Annotated in this window: 15 protein-coding genes; 4 read left to right on the top strand and 11 right to left on the bottom strand. The window is 73.3% G+C overall.

Features of this window, described 5'->3' with window-relative positions:
• Positions 1–62: 62 nt before the first annotated feature.
• Together CNO22_RS05235 and CNO22_RS05230 are read left to right on the top strand one after the other, a co-directional pair.
• Positions 63–740, top strand: coding sequence for a YqjF family protein (locus CNO22_RS05235; RefSeq protein WP_100498283.1), 678 nt, complete (start codon positions 63–65; stop codon positions 738–740).
• A 24-nt stretch (positions 741–764) separates the two neighbouring features.
• Entirely contained in the window at positions 765–1,790 is a 1,026-nt protein-coding gene (locus CNO22_RS05230; protein ID WP_100498282.1) for a Gfo/Idh/MocA family protein, read from the top strand.
• 119 nt (positions 1,791–1,909) lie between these two features.
• Here the strand turns inward: CNO22_RS05230 and CNO22_RS05225 are convergent, their stop codons facing one another.
• Positions 1,910–3,928 (bottom strand): protein meaA, encoded by a 2,019-nt coding sequence (locus tag CNO22_RS05225; RefSeq protein ID WP_100498281.1) that lies wholly within the window; start codon positions 3,926–3,928, stop codon positions 1,910–1,912.
• Between the two features lie 108 nt (positions 3,929–4,036).
• Between CNO22_RS05225 and CNO22_RS05220 the strand changes: the two genes are divergently transcribed.
• On the top strand, positions 4,037–4,351 hold the full coding sequence (locus tag CNO22_RS05220) for a hypothetical protein (RefSeq protein ID WP_100498280.1): 315 nt from the start codon (positions 4,037–4,039) through the stop codon (positions 4,349–4,351).
• Between the two features lie 95 nt (positions 4,352–4,446).
• On the opposite strand, the gene murA is transcribed toward CNO22_RS05220, so the two are convergent.
• Positions 4,447–5,724 (bottom strand): UDP-N-acetylglucosamine 1-carboxyvinyltransferase, encoded by a 1,278-nt coding sequence (murA, locus tag CNO22_RS05215; protein ID WP_100498279.1) that lies wholly within the window; start codon positions 5,722–5,724, stop codon positions 4,447–4,449.
• Between the two features lie 56 nt (positions 5,725–5,780).
• Here murA and CNO22_RS05210 point away from each other — a divergent pair, with 56 nt between their 5' ends.
• Positions 5,781–6,386 carry a cob(I)yrinic acid a,c-diamide adenosyltransferase gene (locus tag CNO22_RS05210; RefSeq protein ID WP_100498278.1) on the top strand — a complete coding sequence of 202 codons (606 nt, stop codon included), beginning with the start codon at positions 5,781–5,783 and terminating at the stop codon, positions 6,384–6,386.
• A gap of 98 nt (positions 6,387–6,484) precedes the next feature.
• Here the strand turns inward: CNO22_RS05210 and CNO22_RS05205 are convergent, their stop codons facing one another.
• From CNO22_RS05205 to atpE, 9 genes are all read right to left on the bottom strand, one after another.
• Positions 6,485–6,889 (bottom strand): DUF2550 domain-containing protein, encoded by a 405-nt coding sequence (locus CNO22_RS05205; protein WP_100498287.1) that lies wholly within the window; start codon positions 6,887–6,889, stop codon positions 6,485–6,487.
• Between the two features lie 36 nt (positions 6,890–6,925).
• Positions 6,926–7,315, bottom strand: coding sequence for a F0F1 ATP synthase subunit epsilon (locus tag CNO22_RS05200; protein ID WP_100498277.1), 390 nt, complete (start codon positions 7,313–7,315; stop codon positions 6,926–6,928).
• A 163-nt stretch (positions 7,316–7,478) separates the two neighbouring features.
• Positions 7,479–7,715, bottom strand: a complete 237-nt coding sequence (locus tag CNO22_RS05195; RefSeq protein ID WP_100498276.1) for a hypothetical protein — start codon at positions 7,713–7,715, stop codon at positions 7,479–7,481.
• A 295-nt stretch (positions 7,716–8,010) separates the two neighbouring features.
• Positions 8,011–9,447 carry a F0F1 ATP synthase subunit beta gene (gene atpD / locus CNO22_RS05190; protein WP_100498275.1) on the bottom strand — a complete coding sequence of 479 codons (1,437 nt, stop codon included), beginning with the start codon at positions 9,445–9,447 and terminating at the stop codon, positions 8,011–8,013.
• Positions 9,448–9,525: 78 nt separating this feature from the next.
• Positions 9,526–10,506: a F0F1 ATP synthase subunit gamma gene (locus CNO22_RS05185; RefSeq protein ID WP_100498274.1), complete on the bottom strand. Its 981-nt coding sequence runs from the start codon at positions 10,504–10,506 to the stop codon at positions 9,526–9,528.
• Between the two features lie 2 nt (positions 10,507–10,508).
• On the bottom strand, positions 10,509–12,146 hold the full coding sequence (gene atpA / locus CNO22_RS05180) for a F0F1 ATP synthase subunit alpha (RefSeq protein WP_100498273.1): 1,638 nt from the start codon (positions 12,144–12,146) through the stop codon (positions 10,509–10,511).
• 48 nt (positions 12,147–12,194) lie between these two features.
• Positions 12,195–13,067 carry a F0F1 ATP synthase subunit delta gene (locus CNO22_RS05175; RefSeq protein WP_100498272.1) on the bottom strand — a complete coding sequence of 291 codons (873 nt, stop codon included), beginning with the start codon at positions 13,065–13,067 and terminating at the stop codon, positions 12,195–12,197.
• Complete coding sequence (locus CNO22_RS05170; protein WP_100498271.1) at positions 13,067–13,657, bottom strand: F0F1 ATP synthase subunit B; 591 nt, start codon at positions 13,655–13,657, stop codon at positions 13,067–13,069. Before CNO22_RS05170 ends, CNO22_RS05175 begins: the two co-directional genes overlap by 1 nt.
• Positions 13,658–13,701: 44 nt before the next feature.
• Positions 13,702–13,941: an ATP synthase F0 subunit C gene (gene atpE / locus CNO22_RS05165; protein ID WP_100498270.1), complete on the bottom strand. Its 240-nt coding sequence runs from the start codon at positions 13,939–13,941 to the stop codon at positions 13,702–13,704.
• Between the last annotated feature and the right edge of the window lie 55 nt (positions 13,942–13,996).

Here is a 13,996-nt window from a genome sequence, read left to right as displayed (position 1 = left end):
CAGGAAGGTGACATCACGCCAGCCCTGCGTGAACACGGTGCGCCCGGCCGGCCGGGCGCACCGTGTTCACGCAGGGCTGGCGTGATGTCACCTTCCTGCACTGGGCGGTGGACCCGGCGCTGGTCGCCCCGCTGCTCCCCGCGGGCGCCCGGCCCGACGTGCTCGACGGCGCCACGTACGTCGGGCTGATCCCCTTCCGGATGCGCCGGATCGGCCTGCTCGGCGCACCGGGCCTGCCGTGGGCGGGGTCCTTCGCCGAGACCAACGTCCGGCTCTACTCCGTCGACGACCGGGGCCGGCGCGGCGTGGTGTTCCGGTCGCTGGACGCCGACCGGCTGCTGCCCGTGCTCGCCGCCCGCTGGGTCGCCGGACTGCCCTACTGCTGGGCGCGGATGCGGGTGCGGCGCGACGGCGACCTGGTCACCTACACCTCCCGCCGGCGCTGGCCGGGCCCGCGCGGGGCCGGCGGACGGATCGTCGTCCGGGTGGGGGCCCGGCTGGCGGACCCCGGCTCCCTGGCCGGGTTCCTCACCGGCCGGTGGGGGCTGCACCAGTCGGCGGCCGGCCGGCCGGCGTACTGGCCGAACGAGCACCCGGCCTGGCCGCTGCACACCGCCGAGCTGGTCGCCTGCGAGGAGGACCTGGTGGCCGCGGCCGGGCTGCCGCCGGTCGAGGGGGCTCCCGACAGCGTGCTGTTCTCCCCTGGCGTGGACGTCCGCTTCGGCCCCCGCCTGCGCTGAGGCACCGGAGTGCATGATCGCGGCATGGACCCCGTGCGCTTCGGACTGGTGGGCTACGGCTTCGGCGGCCGGTACTTCCACGCACCCCTGCTGGCGGCTGCGCCGGAGGTCGACCTCCTGGGCGTGGTGACGACGTCGGCCGAGCGGCGTGCGCAGGTCGCCGCCGAACACCCCGGCCTGCGCACCTTCGGCTCGCTCGAGGAGCTGGCCAACGCCGGTGCCGAGGCGGTGGCGGTCTCCACCCCGGCCGACACGCACACCCCGCTGACCGAGCAGGCGCTCGGCCTGGACCTCGCCGTGGTCTGCGACAAGCCGTTCGCGCTGGACGCGCCGGCCGCGGAGGGGGCGGTGCGGCTGGCCGCGGCCCGCCGGCTGCCGCTGGCGCCGTACCAGAACCGCCGCTGGGACTCCGACTTCCGCACCGTCCGGGCGCTGGTGGACGCCGGCCGGCTGGGCACGGTGACCCGCTTCGAGTCGCGCTTCGAGCGGTTCGAGCCCGACCCGGGCCCGCCGGCCGCGGGCGGCGGCACGCTGCTGGACTTCGGCAGCCACCTGGTCGACCAGGCACTGGTGCTGCTCGGCCCGGTGACGAGCGTCTACGCCGAGTGGCGGGTGCGGGAGTCGGGTCTGGACGACGACGTCTTCGTCGCGCTCACCCACGCCGCGGGCGGCCGCTCGCACCTGTGGGGCAGCTGGAGCCAGAGCGCGCCCGGGGACCGCTTCCGGGTGAGCGGCACCGAGGGCGGCTACGTCGTCGGCGGGCCGATGGACGGGCAGGAGGCCGCGCTGCTGGCCGGGCAGACCCCGGCGACGCTGGGCGAGCGCTGGGGCGCCGAGCCGCAGGAGCGCTGGGGTCGGCTGCGCCGCGGCGACGAGGGCGTCGTGGTGCCCACCGAGCGCGGCCGCTGGGACACCTTCTACCCGGCCTTCGCCGCCGCCGTCCGCGGGCAGGGACCGGTGCCGGTCGACCCGCGGGACGCCGTCGTCACCGCCACGGTGCTGGACGCCGCCCGCCGCAGCGCCACCGAGGGCGTCGTCGTTCCACTCTGAACCGTCGGAGAGAGCTCACCGAGACCTGGAGCTCCGCAGCACCGGCGATGTGCACGCACGGCACGCGGCCTGGGGAGCGGGCCGTGCGTGCACATCGCTCGAGTCGATGCGACCCGGTCTCAGGCGTTCGCCGGGATCTCCTGGTCGAGGCCGTTGGCCTCGCGGACCACGTCGACGATCCGGCCCATGATGTCGGTCAGCCCGAAGTCCTTCGGCGTGAAGACCCGGGCCACGCCCAGCTCGCGCAGCCGGCGGGCGTCGCTGTCGGGGACGATCCCCCCGACGACCACGGGGACGTCCTCGAGGCCGGCGTCCCGCAGCCCCTGGAGCACGGCCGGCACCACCTGCAGGTGCGAGCCGGAGAGCACCGACAGGCCGACGACGTGCACGTCCTCCTCGACCGCGGCGCTCACGATCTGCGCGGGCGTGAGCCGGATGCCCTGGTAGACGACCTCGAAGCCGGCATCGCGGGCACGGACGGCGATCTGCTCGGCGCCGTTGCTGTGCCCGTCGAGGCCGGGCTTGCCGACCAGGAACCGCAGCCGCCCGCCGAACTCCTCGCCCGTGGCGCGCACCCGCTCCCGGACGTCGGCCAGCCTCGCGTCGGCCTCCCCGCCACCGGCGGCCGCGGCGACGCCGGTGGGGGCTCGGTACTCGCCGAACACCTCGCGCAGCACGCCGGCCCACTCCCCCGTCGTCACGCCCGCGCGGGCGCACTCCAGGGTGGCGGCCATCAGGTTCTCGTCGGTGCCGGCGACCTCGCGCAGCCACGCGAGCGCCCGCTCGACCGGCTCCGGGTCGCGCGCGGCACGCCACTTCTTGACCGACTCGCACGCGGCCGCCTCGACCGCGGGGTCGACCGTCATGATCGCGGTGTCGAGATCGGCGGTCAGCGGGTTGGGTTCGGTGGTGTCGAACTTGTTGACGCCGACGACGACGTCCTCACCGCTCTCCATGCGCCGGCGCCGCTCGGCCAGCGAGGCCACCAGCTGGCCCTTCATGTAGCCGGACTCGACGGCGGCCACCGCGCCGCCCATCTCCTGCACCCGGGCGATCTCCGCGCGGGCGCCCTCGACGAGCTCGGCGACCTTCTTCTCGACGACGACCGAGCCGGTGAACAGGTCCTCGTACTCGAGCAGGTCGGTCTCGAAGGCCAGCACCTGCTGCAGCCGCAGCGACCACTGCTGGTCCCAGGGCCGGGGCAGCCCCAGCGCCTCGTTCCAGGCCGGCAGCTGCACGGCGCGGGCGCGGGCGTCCCTGGACAGGGTGACCGCGAGCATCTCCAGGACGATCCGCTGGACGTTGTTCTCCGGCTGCGCCTCGGTCAGTCCCAGCGAGTTGACCTGCACGCCGTAGCGGAAGCGGCGGTGCTTGGGGTCCTCGACGCCGTAGCGCTCCCGGGTCAGCTCGTCCCAGAGCTGGGTGAACGCCCGCATCTTGCACAGCTCCTCGACGAAGCGGACGCCCGCGTTGACGAAGAACGAGATGCGCGCGACGACCTCGCCGAAGCGCTCCTGCGGCACCTGGCCGGAGTCACGCACCGAGTCCAGGACGGCGATCGCGGTGCTCATCGCGTAGGCGATCTCCTGCACCGGCGTCGCCCCGGCCTCCTGCAGGTGGTAGCTGCAGATGTTGGTCGGGTTCCACTTCGGCATCGCCGACACGGTGTAGGCGACCATGTCGGTGATCAGCCGCATCGAGGGCCCGGGCGGGAAGACGTACGTCCCGCGCGACAGGTACTCCTTGATGATGTCGTTCTGCGTCGTCCCGGCGAGCTTCGACACGTCGTGACCGTGTTCCTCGGCCACCGCCTGGTAGAGGGCCAGCAGCCACATCGCGGTGGCGTTGATCGTCATCGACGTGTTCATCTCGTCGAGCGGGATGCCGTCGAAGAGCGCACGCATGTCGCCGAGGTGCGTGACCGGCACACCGACCTTGCCGACCTCACCGATGGAGAGCTCGTCGTCGGGGTCGTAGCCCGTCTGCGTGGGCAGGTCGAAGGCGACCGAGAGGCCGGTCTGCCCCTTGGCGAGGTTGCGCCGGTACAGCGCGTTGGACTCGGCCGGCGACGAGTGACCCGCGTAGGTGCGCATGACCCAGGGGCGGTCGCGGTCCTTCGGCGTTGAAGGGAACGGCATGGACGCGGAGTCTAAGGGCGCTACCGGTCAGTAGCGAGGCCCCCTCCGGGTGTCCCCTCCGGGTGTCCCCCCGGTGGCACACTCGCAGGCGCCGAGGGGAGGACTGGGATGACGCCGGTGGCCGGCACGCACTACCTGGCGGGACCGGTGATCGCCTTCGCCGTCGTGGCCGGGCTCACCCTCTTCCTGCGGTGGGCCTTCCGGAGCGACCCCCGCCGTCGTCCCCCGGCGGACGACGGGCTGCTGACCCGCGTCGCCACGCTGTCCCGGCGCGAGTCGGCGCTGGCGCTGCGCGCGGTGCTCTCCGACGCGGGGATCCGCTCGACCGTGCGCTCCACCGGCCCCCACCGCGCGGAGGTGCTCGTCTTCCCCGAGGACGCCGACCGGGCGCGGGCGGTCGCCGCCGCCTTTCCCTCCGGCTGAAGCCGGCCCCGTCCCGAGGCTCGCCCCGAGCGTGCGAGGGGTGAGGAGGACGGGGTCCTTCGACCGCTCGGCTCGAGCCCCTGCACGAGGGCCGTTCAGTCGGGTCGCTGCACCCGCTCGATCTGCGCGCCCAGGCCGCGCAGTTGCTCGACGAAGTCGGGGTAGCCGCGGTCGACGTGGTGCACGTCCTGCACCTGGGTGACGCCGTCGGAGACCAGCCCGGCCAGCACCAGCCCGGCGCCGGCGCGGATGTCGGTGGCCAGCACCGGCGCGCTGGAGAGCCGCTCGCGGCCCCGGACGACGGCGTGGTGGCCGTCGGTGCGCACCGAGGCCCCCAGCCGGACCAGCTCGTTGACGAACATGAACCGACCCTCGAACACGTTCTCGGTGATCAGCGCCGTGCCGGTGGAGACCGCGGCCAGCGCGACCGCCATCGGCTGGAGGTCGGTCGGGAAGCCGGGGTAGGGCAGCGTGACGACGTCCACGCAGCGCGGGCGGCCGTCCATCGCCACCCGCAGCCCGTCGGGCAGCGGCTCGACGTGCGCCCCGGCGTCGCTGAGCTTGGCCAGCGCCACGGTGAGGTGGTCGGCGACCGCCCGCTCGATGACGACGTCCCCGCGGGTCATCACCGCGCCGATGGCCCAGGTGCCGGCCACGATCCGGTCCGGCACGGTCGTGCAGGTGACCGGATGCAGCGCCGGCACCCCGTCGACGATGATGGTCGAGGTGCCCGCGCCGTCGATCTGCGCGCCCATCGCGGTGAGCATCGCGCAGAGGTCGGCGATCTCCGGCTCGCGCGCGGCGTTGTCGATGACCGTCGTCCCCTCGGCGAGCACCGCGGCCATGACCAGGTTCTCGGTCGCTCCGACCGACGGGAAGTCCAGCCAGATGCTGGTGCCCTCCAGCCGCGGCGCGGTGGCCACCAGGAAGCCGTGCTCGCTCTTGATGGTGGCGCCGAGCCGCTCCAGGCCGGAGATGTGCATGTCCAGGCCGCGCGAGCCGATCGCGTCGCCGCCCGGCAGCGCCACCTTGGCCGAGCCGCACCGGGCGACGAGCGGGCCGAGCACGCTGATCGAGGCGCGCATCCGGCGGACCAGGTCGTAGTCGGTCTCCGTGGAGGGCTCGTCGGGCACGTCGACGACGAGCCGGCCGCCACCGCCCTGCGGGTGCCGCTCGTAGGTGACCTCGCAGCCGAGCCGGCGCAGCACCTCGCTCATGATCGCCACGTCGAGGATGTCGGGGACCTCGTCGATGGTGGTCCGCCCGGCGGCCAGCAGCGCGGCCGCCATGAGCTTGAGGGCGCTGTTCTTGGCGCCGGTCACCCGCACCCGCCCGGTCAGGGCCGAACCGCCGGTGACGTCGAAGCACTCCACCGGTCCACCCTACGGTGGCGCCCTGCCCCGGCCGCCGGACCACCTAGGCTCCGGGCATGACCGTCCGGCTGACCCGCATCTACACCAAGACCGGCGACGCCGGCCAGACGCACCTCGGGGACATGAGCCGGGTGGCGAAGACCGACCCGCGCCTGGCGGCGTACGCCGACGTCGACGAGGCCAACAGCGTGCTCGGTGTGGCGCTGGCCCTCGGGTCGCCGAGCCCGGAGCTCACCGAGTTGCTGCGCAGCGTGCAGAACGACCTGTTCGACGTCGGCGCCGACCTCTCCACGCCGGTCACCCCGGACCCGCAGTACCCGCCGCTGCGGGTCACCGCCGCCTACACCGAGCGGCTCGAGGCGGCCTGCGACACGTACAACGCCGAGCTGCCCAAGCTGACCAGCTTCATCCTGCCCGGGGGCACGCCGCTGGCCGCGCTGCTGCACCAGGCCCGCGTCGTCACGAGACGGGCCGAGCGCAGCGTGTGGGCGCTGCTGGAGGCCGACGGCGAGCGCACCAACGCCGAGACCGCGCGCTACCTCAACCGGCTCTCGGACCTGCTGTTCATCCTCGCCCGGGTGGCCAACCCCGGCGGTGACGTGCTCTGGGAGCCCGGCGCGCACAGCGGCGCCCACGCCCAGCGCGCGGCCCGCGAGGACTGAGGCGGCCGCTACAGGGTCCCACCGCGCCCGCGTCCCGGGCTGGCCCCGTCCAGAGGCTCGCCGCGAGCTTGCGAGCGGTGAGGAGGACGGGGTCTCTTTCACCGCACCGGCGGCGCGGACTCCACCCAGGAGAGGAAACCCGTCACCGTGGAGGAGTCCATGGCCAGCTCGCGGGGGCCGGCCGCGGTGGCACAGGAGACGACGACGACGTCGTCGGGCAGGGCGACGTCCGACGCCCCCGCGCGGCGCCGTCCCTGCACCTGGACCTCCGCACGGCACAGCCGCTGCTGCGGGCGCACCGACAGCGACAGCGCGCGGTACCAGAGCAGCGAGTCGCCGCCGTACCAGGCCACACCCACCGACCAGCGCGGCGAGCCGGACGGGCGCAGCCACATGGTGACCGCGCCGAGCCCGGAGAGCAGGAAACGGCGGCGCAGCAGGAAGGCCACGACCAGCCCGACGAGGACCCCCACGGCGACCAGGAGGAGCAGTTCGGTCGTCATCGGGGGCACCGGGCGGCCAGGCGGGACGTCGGCGGCTCAGGCGTCCTGACCCGCGGCGCGCAGCCGCGACTGGGCGCGCTTGGCGGCGGCGAGGGCGTCGGGGTCGTCCCCGGCGTCCTCCGCCCGGCGCAGGGCCTCGCGGGCCCGCTCGACGTCGATCTCGGAGGAGATCTCCGCGGTCTCGGCGAGGATCGAGACGCCGCGGTCGGTGACCGACAGGAAGCCGCCGTGGGCCGCCACGACCATGTCCTCGCCCTCGACGGTGCGGACGGTGACCACGCCGCCATCGGCGAGCTGGCCCAGCAGCGGCGCGTGGCCGGGCAGGACGCCGAGCTCACCCTCGGTCGTGCGGGCCACGACCATGCTGGCCTCGCCGGACCAGATCATCCGCTCGACGGCCACCAACTCGACATGCAGGGTCGCCACGACACTCCTCGGGGTCCACCGACCGGCGGTACGGGTCGCCACGTCCGGGGTGGACACGGCGACGGGTCACCTCCACTCTAGTGGCGCACCCGCCCGATCCCCGCCCAGCCCCCTGCCGGGCACCGTCCCGAGCTCGCGAAGGGTGGGGAGGAGGGATCGTTCTTCAGGCGCAGCGGCGGTACAGCAGGGTCCAGCGGCCCACGCGGACCCAGGGACGGCGCACGGTCGAGGCCGGCGCCCAGTCCTCGGTGTGGAACTGCCGGCCCCCGACGTAGGGCACGGCCGCCGACGGCGGCCAGCTCCAGTCAGCGCCGTCCACCCGGGTCCCGGTGCTGCCGTCCACGTCGTCGCTCCCGATCGTCGCCCAGCTGGTCCGGGCGTCCTCGCACCAGATCGGCACGGGGCGAGGAGCCCTTGAGGCGACCCGCACCACGAACACCCGTCCGGGCCACCGCGGCGGGGCTACCCGCCGCACGGGCCGGAAACACGGAACGGCCGGGTCCCGTTGGGGACCCGGCCGTTCTCGGCGGTGCTGAAACGGCCCCGCTGCAGGGGCCCGCGCTGAGCCAGGTGACGTCCTGGAACGGCCACCCTCCAGGGCCCCGCTGGCCCCGTCCCGGGTCCCGCCCTGAGCTTGCGAGGGGTGGGGAGGACGGGGTCCTTCGACGAGGCATGGGGGGAAGGGTGGTCCTCCTTCAGCCGCGCTTGAGCTTCTCGGCGTTGCGCTCGAGGTCCTCGAGGCCACCGCACATGAAGAAGGCCTGCTCGGGCACGTTGTCGTACTCGCCGTCGGTGATGGCCTTGAACGCCTGCAGCGTCTCCGAACGCGGCACGAACGAGCCGGGCTGACCGGTGAAGGCCTCGGCCACGAACATGTTCTGCGAGAGGAAGCGCTCCACGCGCCGCGCCCGCTGGACGGTGACCTTGTCCTCCTCGGAGAGCTCGTCGATGCCGAGGATGGCGATGATGTCCTGCAGCTCCTGGTAGCGCTGCAGCACCTGCTTCACCGTCTGGGCGATCGCGTAGTGCTCCTGCCCGACGTACTGCGGGTCGAGGATCCGGCTGGTGGAGTCCAGCGGGTCCACGGCCGGGTAGATGCCCTTCTCCGAGATCGGCCGGCTGAGCACCGTCGTCGCGTCGAGGTGGGCGAACGTGGTGTGCGGCGCCGGGTCGGTGATGTCGTCGGCGGGCACGTAGATCGCCTGCAGCGAGGTGATCGAGTGACCCCGGGTCGAGGTGATCCGCTCCTGCAGCTCGCCCATCTCGTCGGCCAGGGTCGGCTGGTAACCCACGGCGGAGGGCATGCGGCCCAGCAGCGTGGAGACCTCGGACCCGGCCTGGGTGAACCGGAAGATGTTGTCGATGAAGAGCAGCACGTCCTGGTTCTGCTCGTCGCGGAAGTACTCCGCCATCGTCAGCGCGGACAGCGCCACCCGCAGCCGGGTGCCCGGCGGCTCGTCCATCTGCCCGAAGACCAGCGCGGTGGACTCGATCACGCCGGACTCGGTCATCTCGGTGATGAGGTCGTTGCCCTCACGGGTGCGCTCGCCGACGCCGGCGAACACCGAGACACCACCGAACTCCTGGGCGACGCGGCGGATCATCTCCTGGATGAGCACCGTCTTGCCCACACCGGCGCCCCCGAACAGGCCGATCTTCCCGCCGGCCACGTAGGGCGTCAGCAGGTCGATGACCTTGATGCCGGTCTCGAGCATCTCGGTACGGCCCTCGAGCTGGTCGAACCGCGGCGCGTGCCGGTGGATCGTCCAGCGCGGGGCGTCCAGTCCGTAGCCGGGGGTGTCCAGGCACTGGCCGAGGGCGTTCCACACGTGACCGGTGGTGACGTCGCCGACGGGCACGGAGATCGCGGAGCCGGTGTCCCGGACGTCGGCGCCGCGGACCAGACCGTCGGTCGGCTGCATCGAGATGGTGCGGACCACGTTGTCACCCAGGTGCTGAGCGACCTCGAGAGTCAGCGTCTTGCCCAGGTCGGCGAGGGTGACCTCCACCTCCAGGGCGTTGAACAGGTCGGGCATCGCGTCGCGCGGGAACTCGACGTCGACGACCGGCCCGGTGACCCGGACGACGCGGCCGGTCGTCTGGGTGGTCGGACGGTCCTCGGTGACGGTCATCTGTACTGCTCTCCTGCCCTCGGGCTCGGTGGATCCGCGTCTTCGGTGTCCCCGCCGCGGGAGCGGCCGGGGGTGGGGTCAGTCGTCGGCGCCCGCGGACACCAGCGCGTCCGCACCGCCGACGATCTCACTGATCTCCTGGGTGATCTCGGCCTGGCGGGCCTGGTTCGCCTGCCGCGAGAGGTTCTTCGCCAGCTCCTCGGCGTTGTCCGAGGCCGACTTCATGGCCCGCCGCCGGGACGCCGACTCCGACGCCGCCGACTCCAGCATCGCCGCGAAGATCCGCGTCGTGACGTACTTCGGCAGCAGCGCGTCCAGGAGCGCGTCGGGCGAGGGCTCGAACTCGTAGGAGGTGGGGACCCCGGAGTCCCCGGTTCCGGCGCCCGCGCCGGTCTCCCGGTCCTCCCGCTCGTAGTCGAACTCCTCGACCTCCTCGACCTCCAGCGGGGCCATCCGCTTGGCGACCGGGATCTGCGCGAGCAGCGACCGGAACTCGGTGTAGACGATGTGCAGCTCGTCCACGCCGAGGATGCCGTCGGCACCGGCGCCGCCCTCGTCGTCGTCCTCACCGGCGGTGAAGGCGGCGATGAGCTGCTCCCCCACGCGCTGGGCGTCGGGGTAGCTCGGCTGCTCGGAGAAGCCCGTGAAGGTCTCCGCGACCGCGCGGTTGCGGAAGGAGTAGTAGGTCTCCCCCTTGCGGCCCACCACGTAGAGGACCGGCTCCTTGCCCTCCTGACGGAGCAGCGACAGCAGTTCCTCCGTGCGGCGCAGCACGTTCACGTTGTACGAGCCGGCGAAGCCACGGTCGGAGGTGATGACGAGCACCCCGGCCCGGCGCGCGTCCTGCCGCTCGGTCAGCAGCGGGTGGTCCAGCGACGCCGACGACGCCAGGGCCGACAGCACCCGGGTGATCTCCCGGGCATAGGGCTTGGAGGCCTGCACCCGGGCCTGGGCGCGCACGATGCGGGCGCCCGCGATCAGCTCCTGCGCCGAGAAGATCTTCTTCGTCGACCGCGTGGAGCGGATGCGGCGCCGCAGCGCGCGGAGGTTGGCGGCCACGGTCAGGCGCTCCGCTTGACCTGGACGCGCTCCTGGCCGCGCTCGGACGCGTCCATCGCCTCGGCCTCGTCCTCGTGGACCCGCAGCGTGCCGCCGTCGGAGGTCTGGAACTGGCCGTAGAACTCCTCGACGGCCCGCTCCAGCCCCTGGACGGCGTCGTCCCCGAGCGCCTTGGTCTGCCGGATCCCGTCGAAGACGCCACCGTGGTTGCGGGCGACGTGGTCGAGGAACTCGGCCTCGAAGCGGCGGACCTCCGACACCGGCACCTTGTCCAGCTTGCCGGTGGTGCCCAGCCAGATGGAGGCGACCTCGCGCTCCACGGGGTAGGGCTGGTACTGGCCCTGCTTGAGCAGCTCGACCAGGCGCTGACCGCGCTCCAGCGTCGCGCGGCTGGAGGCGTCGAGGTCGGAGGAGAACGAGGCGAAGGCCTCCAGCTCGCGGTACTGGGCCAGGTCCAGCCGCAGCCGGCCGGCGACCGACTTCATCGCCTTGATCTGCGCCGAGCCACCCACGCGGGAGACCGAGATGCCGACGTTGATGGCCGGGCGGACACCGGAGTTGAACAGACCCGTCTCGAGGAAGATCTGCCCGTCGGTGATCGAGATGACGTTGGTCGGGATGTAGGCCGACACGTCGTTGCCCTTGGTCTCGATGAGCGGCAGCCCGGTCATCGAGCCGGCGCCCAGCTCGTCGGAGAGCTTCGCGCAGCGCTCCAGCAGCCGGGAGTGCAAGTAGAAGACGTCGCCCGGGTAGGCCTCGCGGCCCGGCGGACGGCGCAGCAGCAGGGAGACCGCCCGGTAGGCCTCGGCCTGCTTGGACAGGTCGTCGAAGACGATCAGGACGTGCTTGCCCTCGTACATCCAGTGCTGGCCGATGGCCGAGCCGGTGTAGGGGGCGATGTACTTGAAGCCCGCGGCCTCGGAGGCGGGGGCGGCGACGATGGTCGTGTACTCCATCGCGCCGGCCTCCTCGAGGGAGGCGCGGATGGCCGCGATCGTCGAGCCCTTCTGGCCGACCGCGACGTAGATGCAGCGGACCTGCTGGGCGGGGTCGCCGGTGGCCCAGGCCTGCTTCTGGTTGATGATCGTGTCGGTGACGATCGCGGTCTTGCCGGTCTGCCGGTCACCGATGACCAGCTGACGCTGACCGCGCCCGATCGGCGTCATGGCGTCGATGGCCTTGATGCCGGTCTGCATGGGCTCGTGCACCGACTGCCGCTGGACGACGGTCGGCGCCTGCAGCTCCAGCGCGCGGCGGCCGGTGGTGGCGATCGGGCCGGCGCCGTCGATCGGGTTGCCCAGCGGGTCGACCACGCGGCCGAGGTAGCCGTCGCCGACCGGCACGGAGAGGACCTCGCCGGTCCGGCGGACCTGCTGGCCCTCTTCGATCCCGGCGTAGTCGCCGAGGACGACGACGCCGACCTCGCGGACGTCGAGGTTCAGCGCCAGGCCGCGGACGCCGCTCTCGAACTCGAGCAGCTCGTTGGTCATGACCGAGGGCAGGCCCTCGACCCGGGCGATGCCGTCGCCGGCCTCGGTGACGACCCCGACCTCTTCCCGCGACACGTCGGGCGAGTACTCGGTGACGTAGTTCTGGATGGCACTGCGGATCTCGTCAGCGGAGATCGTCAGCTCGGCCATGGCGTGGTGTCCTCTTCCCTGCTGGGTGGTGTCTGAGTGGGAGCCGGGTCAGCCGACGAGCCGTCGGCCGGCGGTCTCGAGACGGTGGGCGATGCTGCCGTCGATGACCTCGTCACCGACGCGGATGACCAGGCCACCGAGCACGCTCGGGTCGACGGTCACCTGCAGGCCGACCGGCCGGTGGTAGAGGCGGGTCAGCAGCTCGGTGAGCCGGCGCTCCTGCGCGTCGGTCAGCGGCACGGCGGTCGTCACGCGCGCCACCGACCGGCCGCGACGGACGGAGGCCGCGTCGGAGAGCCGCTCGACGACGTTCTCGGCGTTGCCGATCGCCCGCCCGGTGAGGTGGTTGCGCAGCAGCATCGCGGTGATCGGGCTGACCCGGCCGGTGAGCAGCCGGTCCAGCAGCGCGGCCTTGCCGGCGGACGGCGCGGTGCGGTCGCTGAGGATCCGGGACAGTTCCGCATCCCCGCCGACGATACGCCCGAACCGGAAGAGCTCGTCCTCGACGCCGTCGAGCTCACCGCGGGCCTCCGCGGCGTCCAGCGCGGCGTCCGTGGCCAGGGCCTCGGTCGCCTCCACCAGGTCCAGCGGCCGCGACCAGCGCTGCCGGGCCGCGGTCTCGACCAGGTCGAGCGTGGCTCCGGAGACCCGGCCGGACAGCAGCCGCCGCGCGACGCCGGCCCGGTCGGCCGGGGAGGCCGAGGGGTCAGACAGCGCCCGCCGGAGCGCCACCTGCCCGTCGAGCAGGCGTGCGACGGCGAACAGCTCGTCGGCGAGGGCCACGAGCTCCTCGTCGGTCGCGGCCCGCTCCTGGCCGGTCAGCCGGTCGCGCGCCCGCTCCAGCAGGCCGGAGGTCGGCCGGGTGAGCTCCTCGAGGCGCTCCCGGACGACGGCGAGCGCCGCGCGGCTGGAGGCATCCATCAGCGGTCGCCCTGCGGCACGTACACCGAGCTGCCGGTGGCACCGCCCCGGCCGTCCGGCGAGGCGCCGGCGGCCATGCCGTCGAGCTGGTCGAGGAACCGGTCGACGGTGCCGCTGCGGCGCGCCTGGTCCTCGAGGGACTCGCCGACCACGCGGCCGGCCAGGTCGACCGCGAGCGCGCCGATCTCGCCACGCAGCTGGTTGACGACCTGCTGCCGCGAGGCCGCCAGCTGCTCCTCGCCGCGGGCGATGATCCGCGTCGACTCCTCCTGCGCCTGGGCCCGCAGCTCCTCGAGGATCTGCTGGCCCTCGGCGCGGGCCTGGTCACGGATCTGCGCGGCCTCGGTACGGGCCTCGGCCAGCTGGGCGCGGTACTGCTCCAGCGCTGCCTTGGCCTCGGCCTGCATCGACTCGGCCCGCTCGATGCCACCCTCGATCGCCTCGCGGCGGGCCCGGAAGACCTGCTCGAAGCGCGGCCAGACGAACTTGGCCAGCACGAAGAAGGCGATCGCGAAGGTGATCGTCCCGATGATGATCTCCCCCACCGGGGGGAGCAGCGGGTTGGCCGACTCCGCAGCCTGGATGTTCATGCTCTGCACGTCCCTACGTCAGAGGAGCCTGGACGGGACTCAGGTCAGCCGGCGTTGCCCGGCCCGAAGATGAAGGGGACGACCAGGCCGATGAGGGCCAGCGCCTCGGAGAGCGCGGCGCCGAGGAAGGCGTAGGTACGGGTCAGGCCGGCCGACTCGGGCTGCCGGGCGGTCGCCTGGATGTAGGCGGCCCAGACGATGCCGACGCCGATGCCCGGGCCGATGGCGGCGAGGCCGTAGCCGACCGATCCGATGCTGCCGACGAGCTCTGCCATGACGTCCATGCGGGGTGGTTCCTCCTGTGTCGGTCGCCCGGGGGGTTCCCCGGGCGGCTGGCTG

The sequence above is a fragment of the Geodermatophilus chilensis genome (assembly GCF_002802985.1).
GTDB lineage: Bacteria > Actinomycetota > Actinomycetes > Mycobacteriales > Geodermatophilaceae > Geodermatophilus > Geodermatophilus chilensis.
Note: the sequence above shows the minus strand (reverse complement) of the source record. Positions and strands in the feature narration are given on the sequence as shown.

Bases quoted from the DNA above. Each gene is read 5' to 3' on its own strand.
- CNO22_RS05230 (WP_100498282.1), top strand. From the start codon at position 765: ATGGACCCCGTGCGCTTCGGACTGGTGGGCTACGGCTTCGGCGGCCGG.
- CNO22_RS05220 (WP_100498280.1), top strand. From the start codon at position 4,037: ATGACGCCGGTGGCCGGCACGCACTACCTGGCGGGACCGGTGATCGCC.
- CNO22_RS05205 (WP_100498287.1), bottom strand. From the start codon at position 6,889: ATGACGACCGAACTGCTCCTCCTGGTCGCCGTGGGGGTCCTCGTCGGG.
- atpA (WP_100498273.1), bottom strand. From the start codon at position 12,146: ATGGCCGAGCTGACGATCTCCGCTGACGAGATCCGCAGTGCCATCCAG.
- CNO22_RS05170 (WP_100498271.1), bottom strand. From the start codon at position 13,657: ATGAACATCCAGGCTGCGGAGTCGGCCAACCCGCTGCTCCCCCCGGTG.
- CNO22_RS05175 (WP_100498272.1), bottom strand. From the start codon at position 13,067: ATGGATGCCTCCAGCCGCGCGGCGCTCGCCGTCGTCCGGGAGCGCCTC.
- atpE (WP_100498270.1), bottom strand. From the start codon at position 13,941: ATGGACGTCATGGCAGAGCTCGTCGGCAGCATCGGATCGGTCGGCTAC.
- atpD (WP_100498275.1), bottom strand. From the start codon at position 9,447: ATGACCGTCACCGAGGACCGTCCGACCACCCAGACGACCGGCCGCGTC.
- CNO22_RS05210 (WP_100498278.1), top strand. From the start codon at position 5,781: ATGACCGTCCGGCTGACCCGCATCTACACCAAGACCGGCGACGCCGGC.
- CNO22_RS05225 (WP_100498281.1), bottom strand. From the start codon at position 3,928: ATGCCGTTCCCTTCAACGCCGAAGGACCGCGACCGCCCCTGGGTCATG.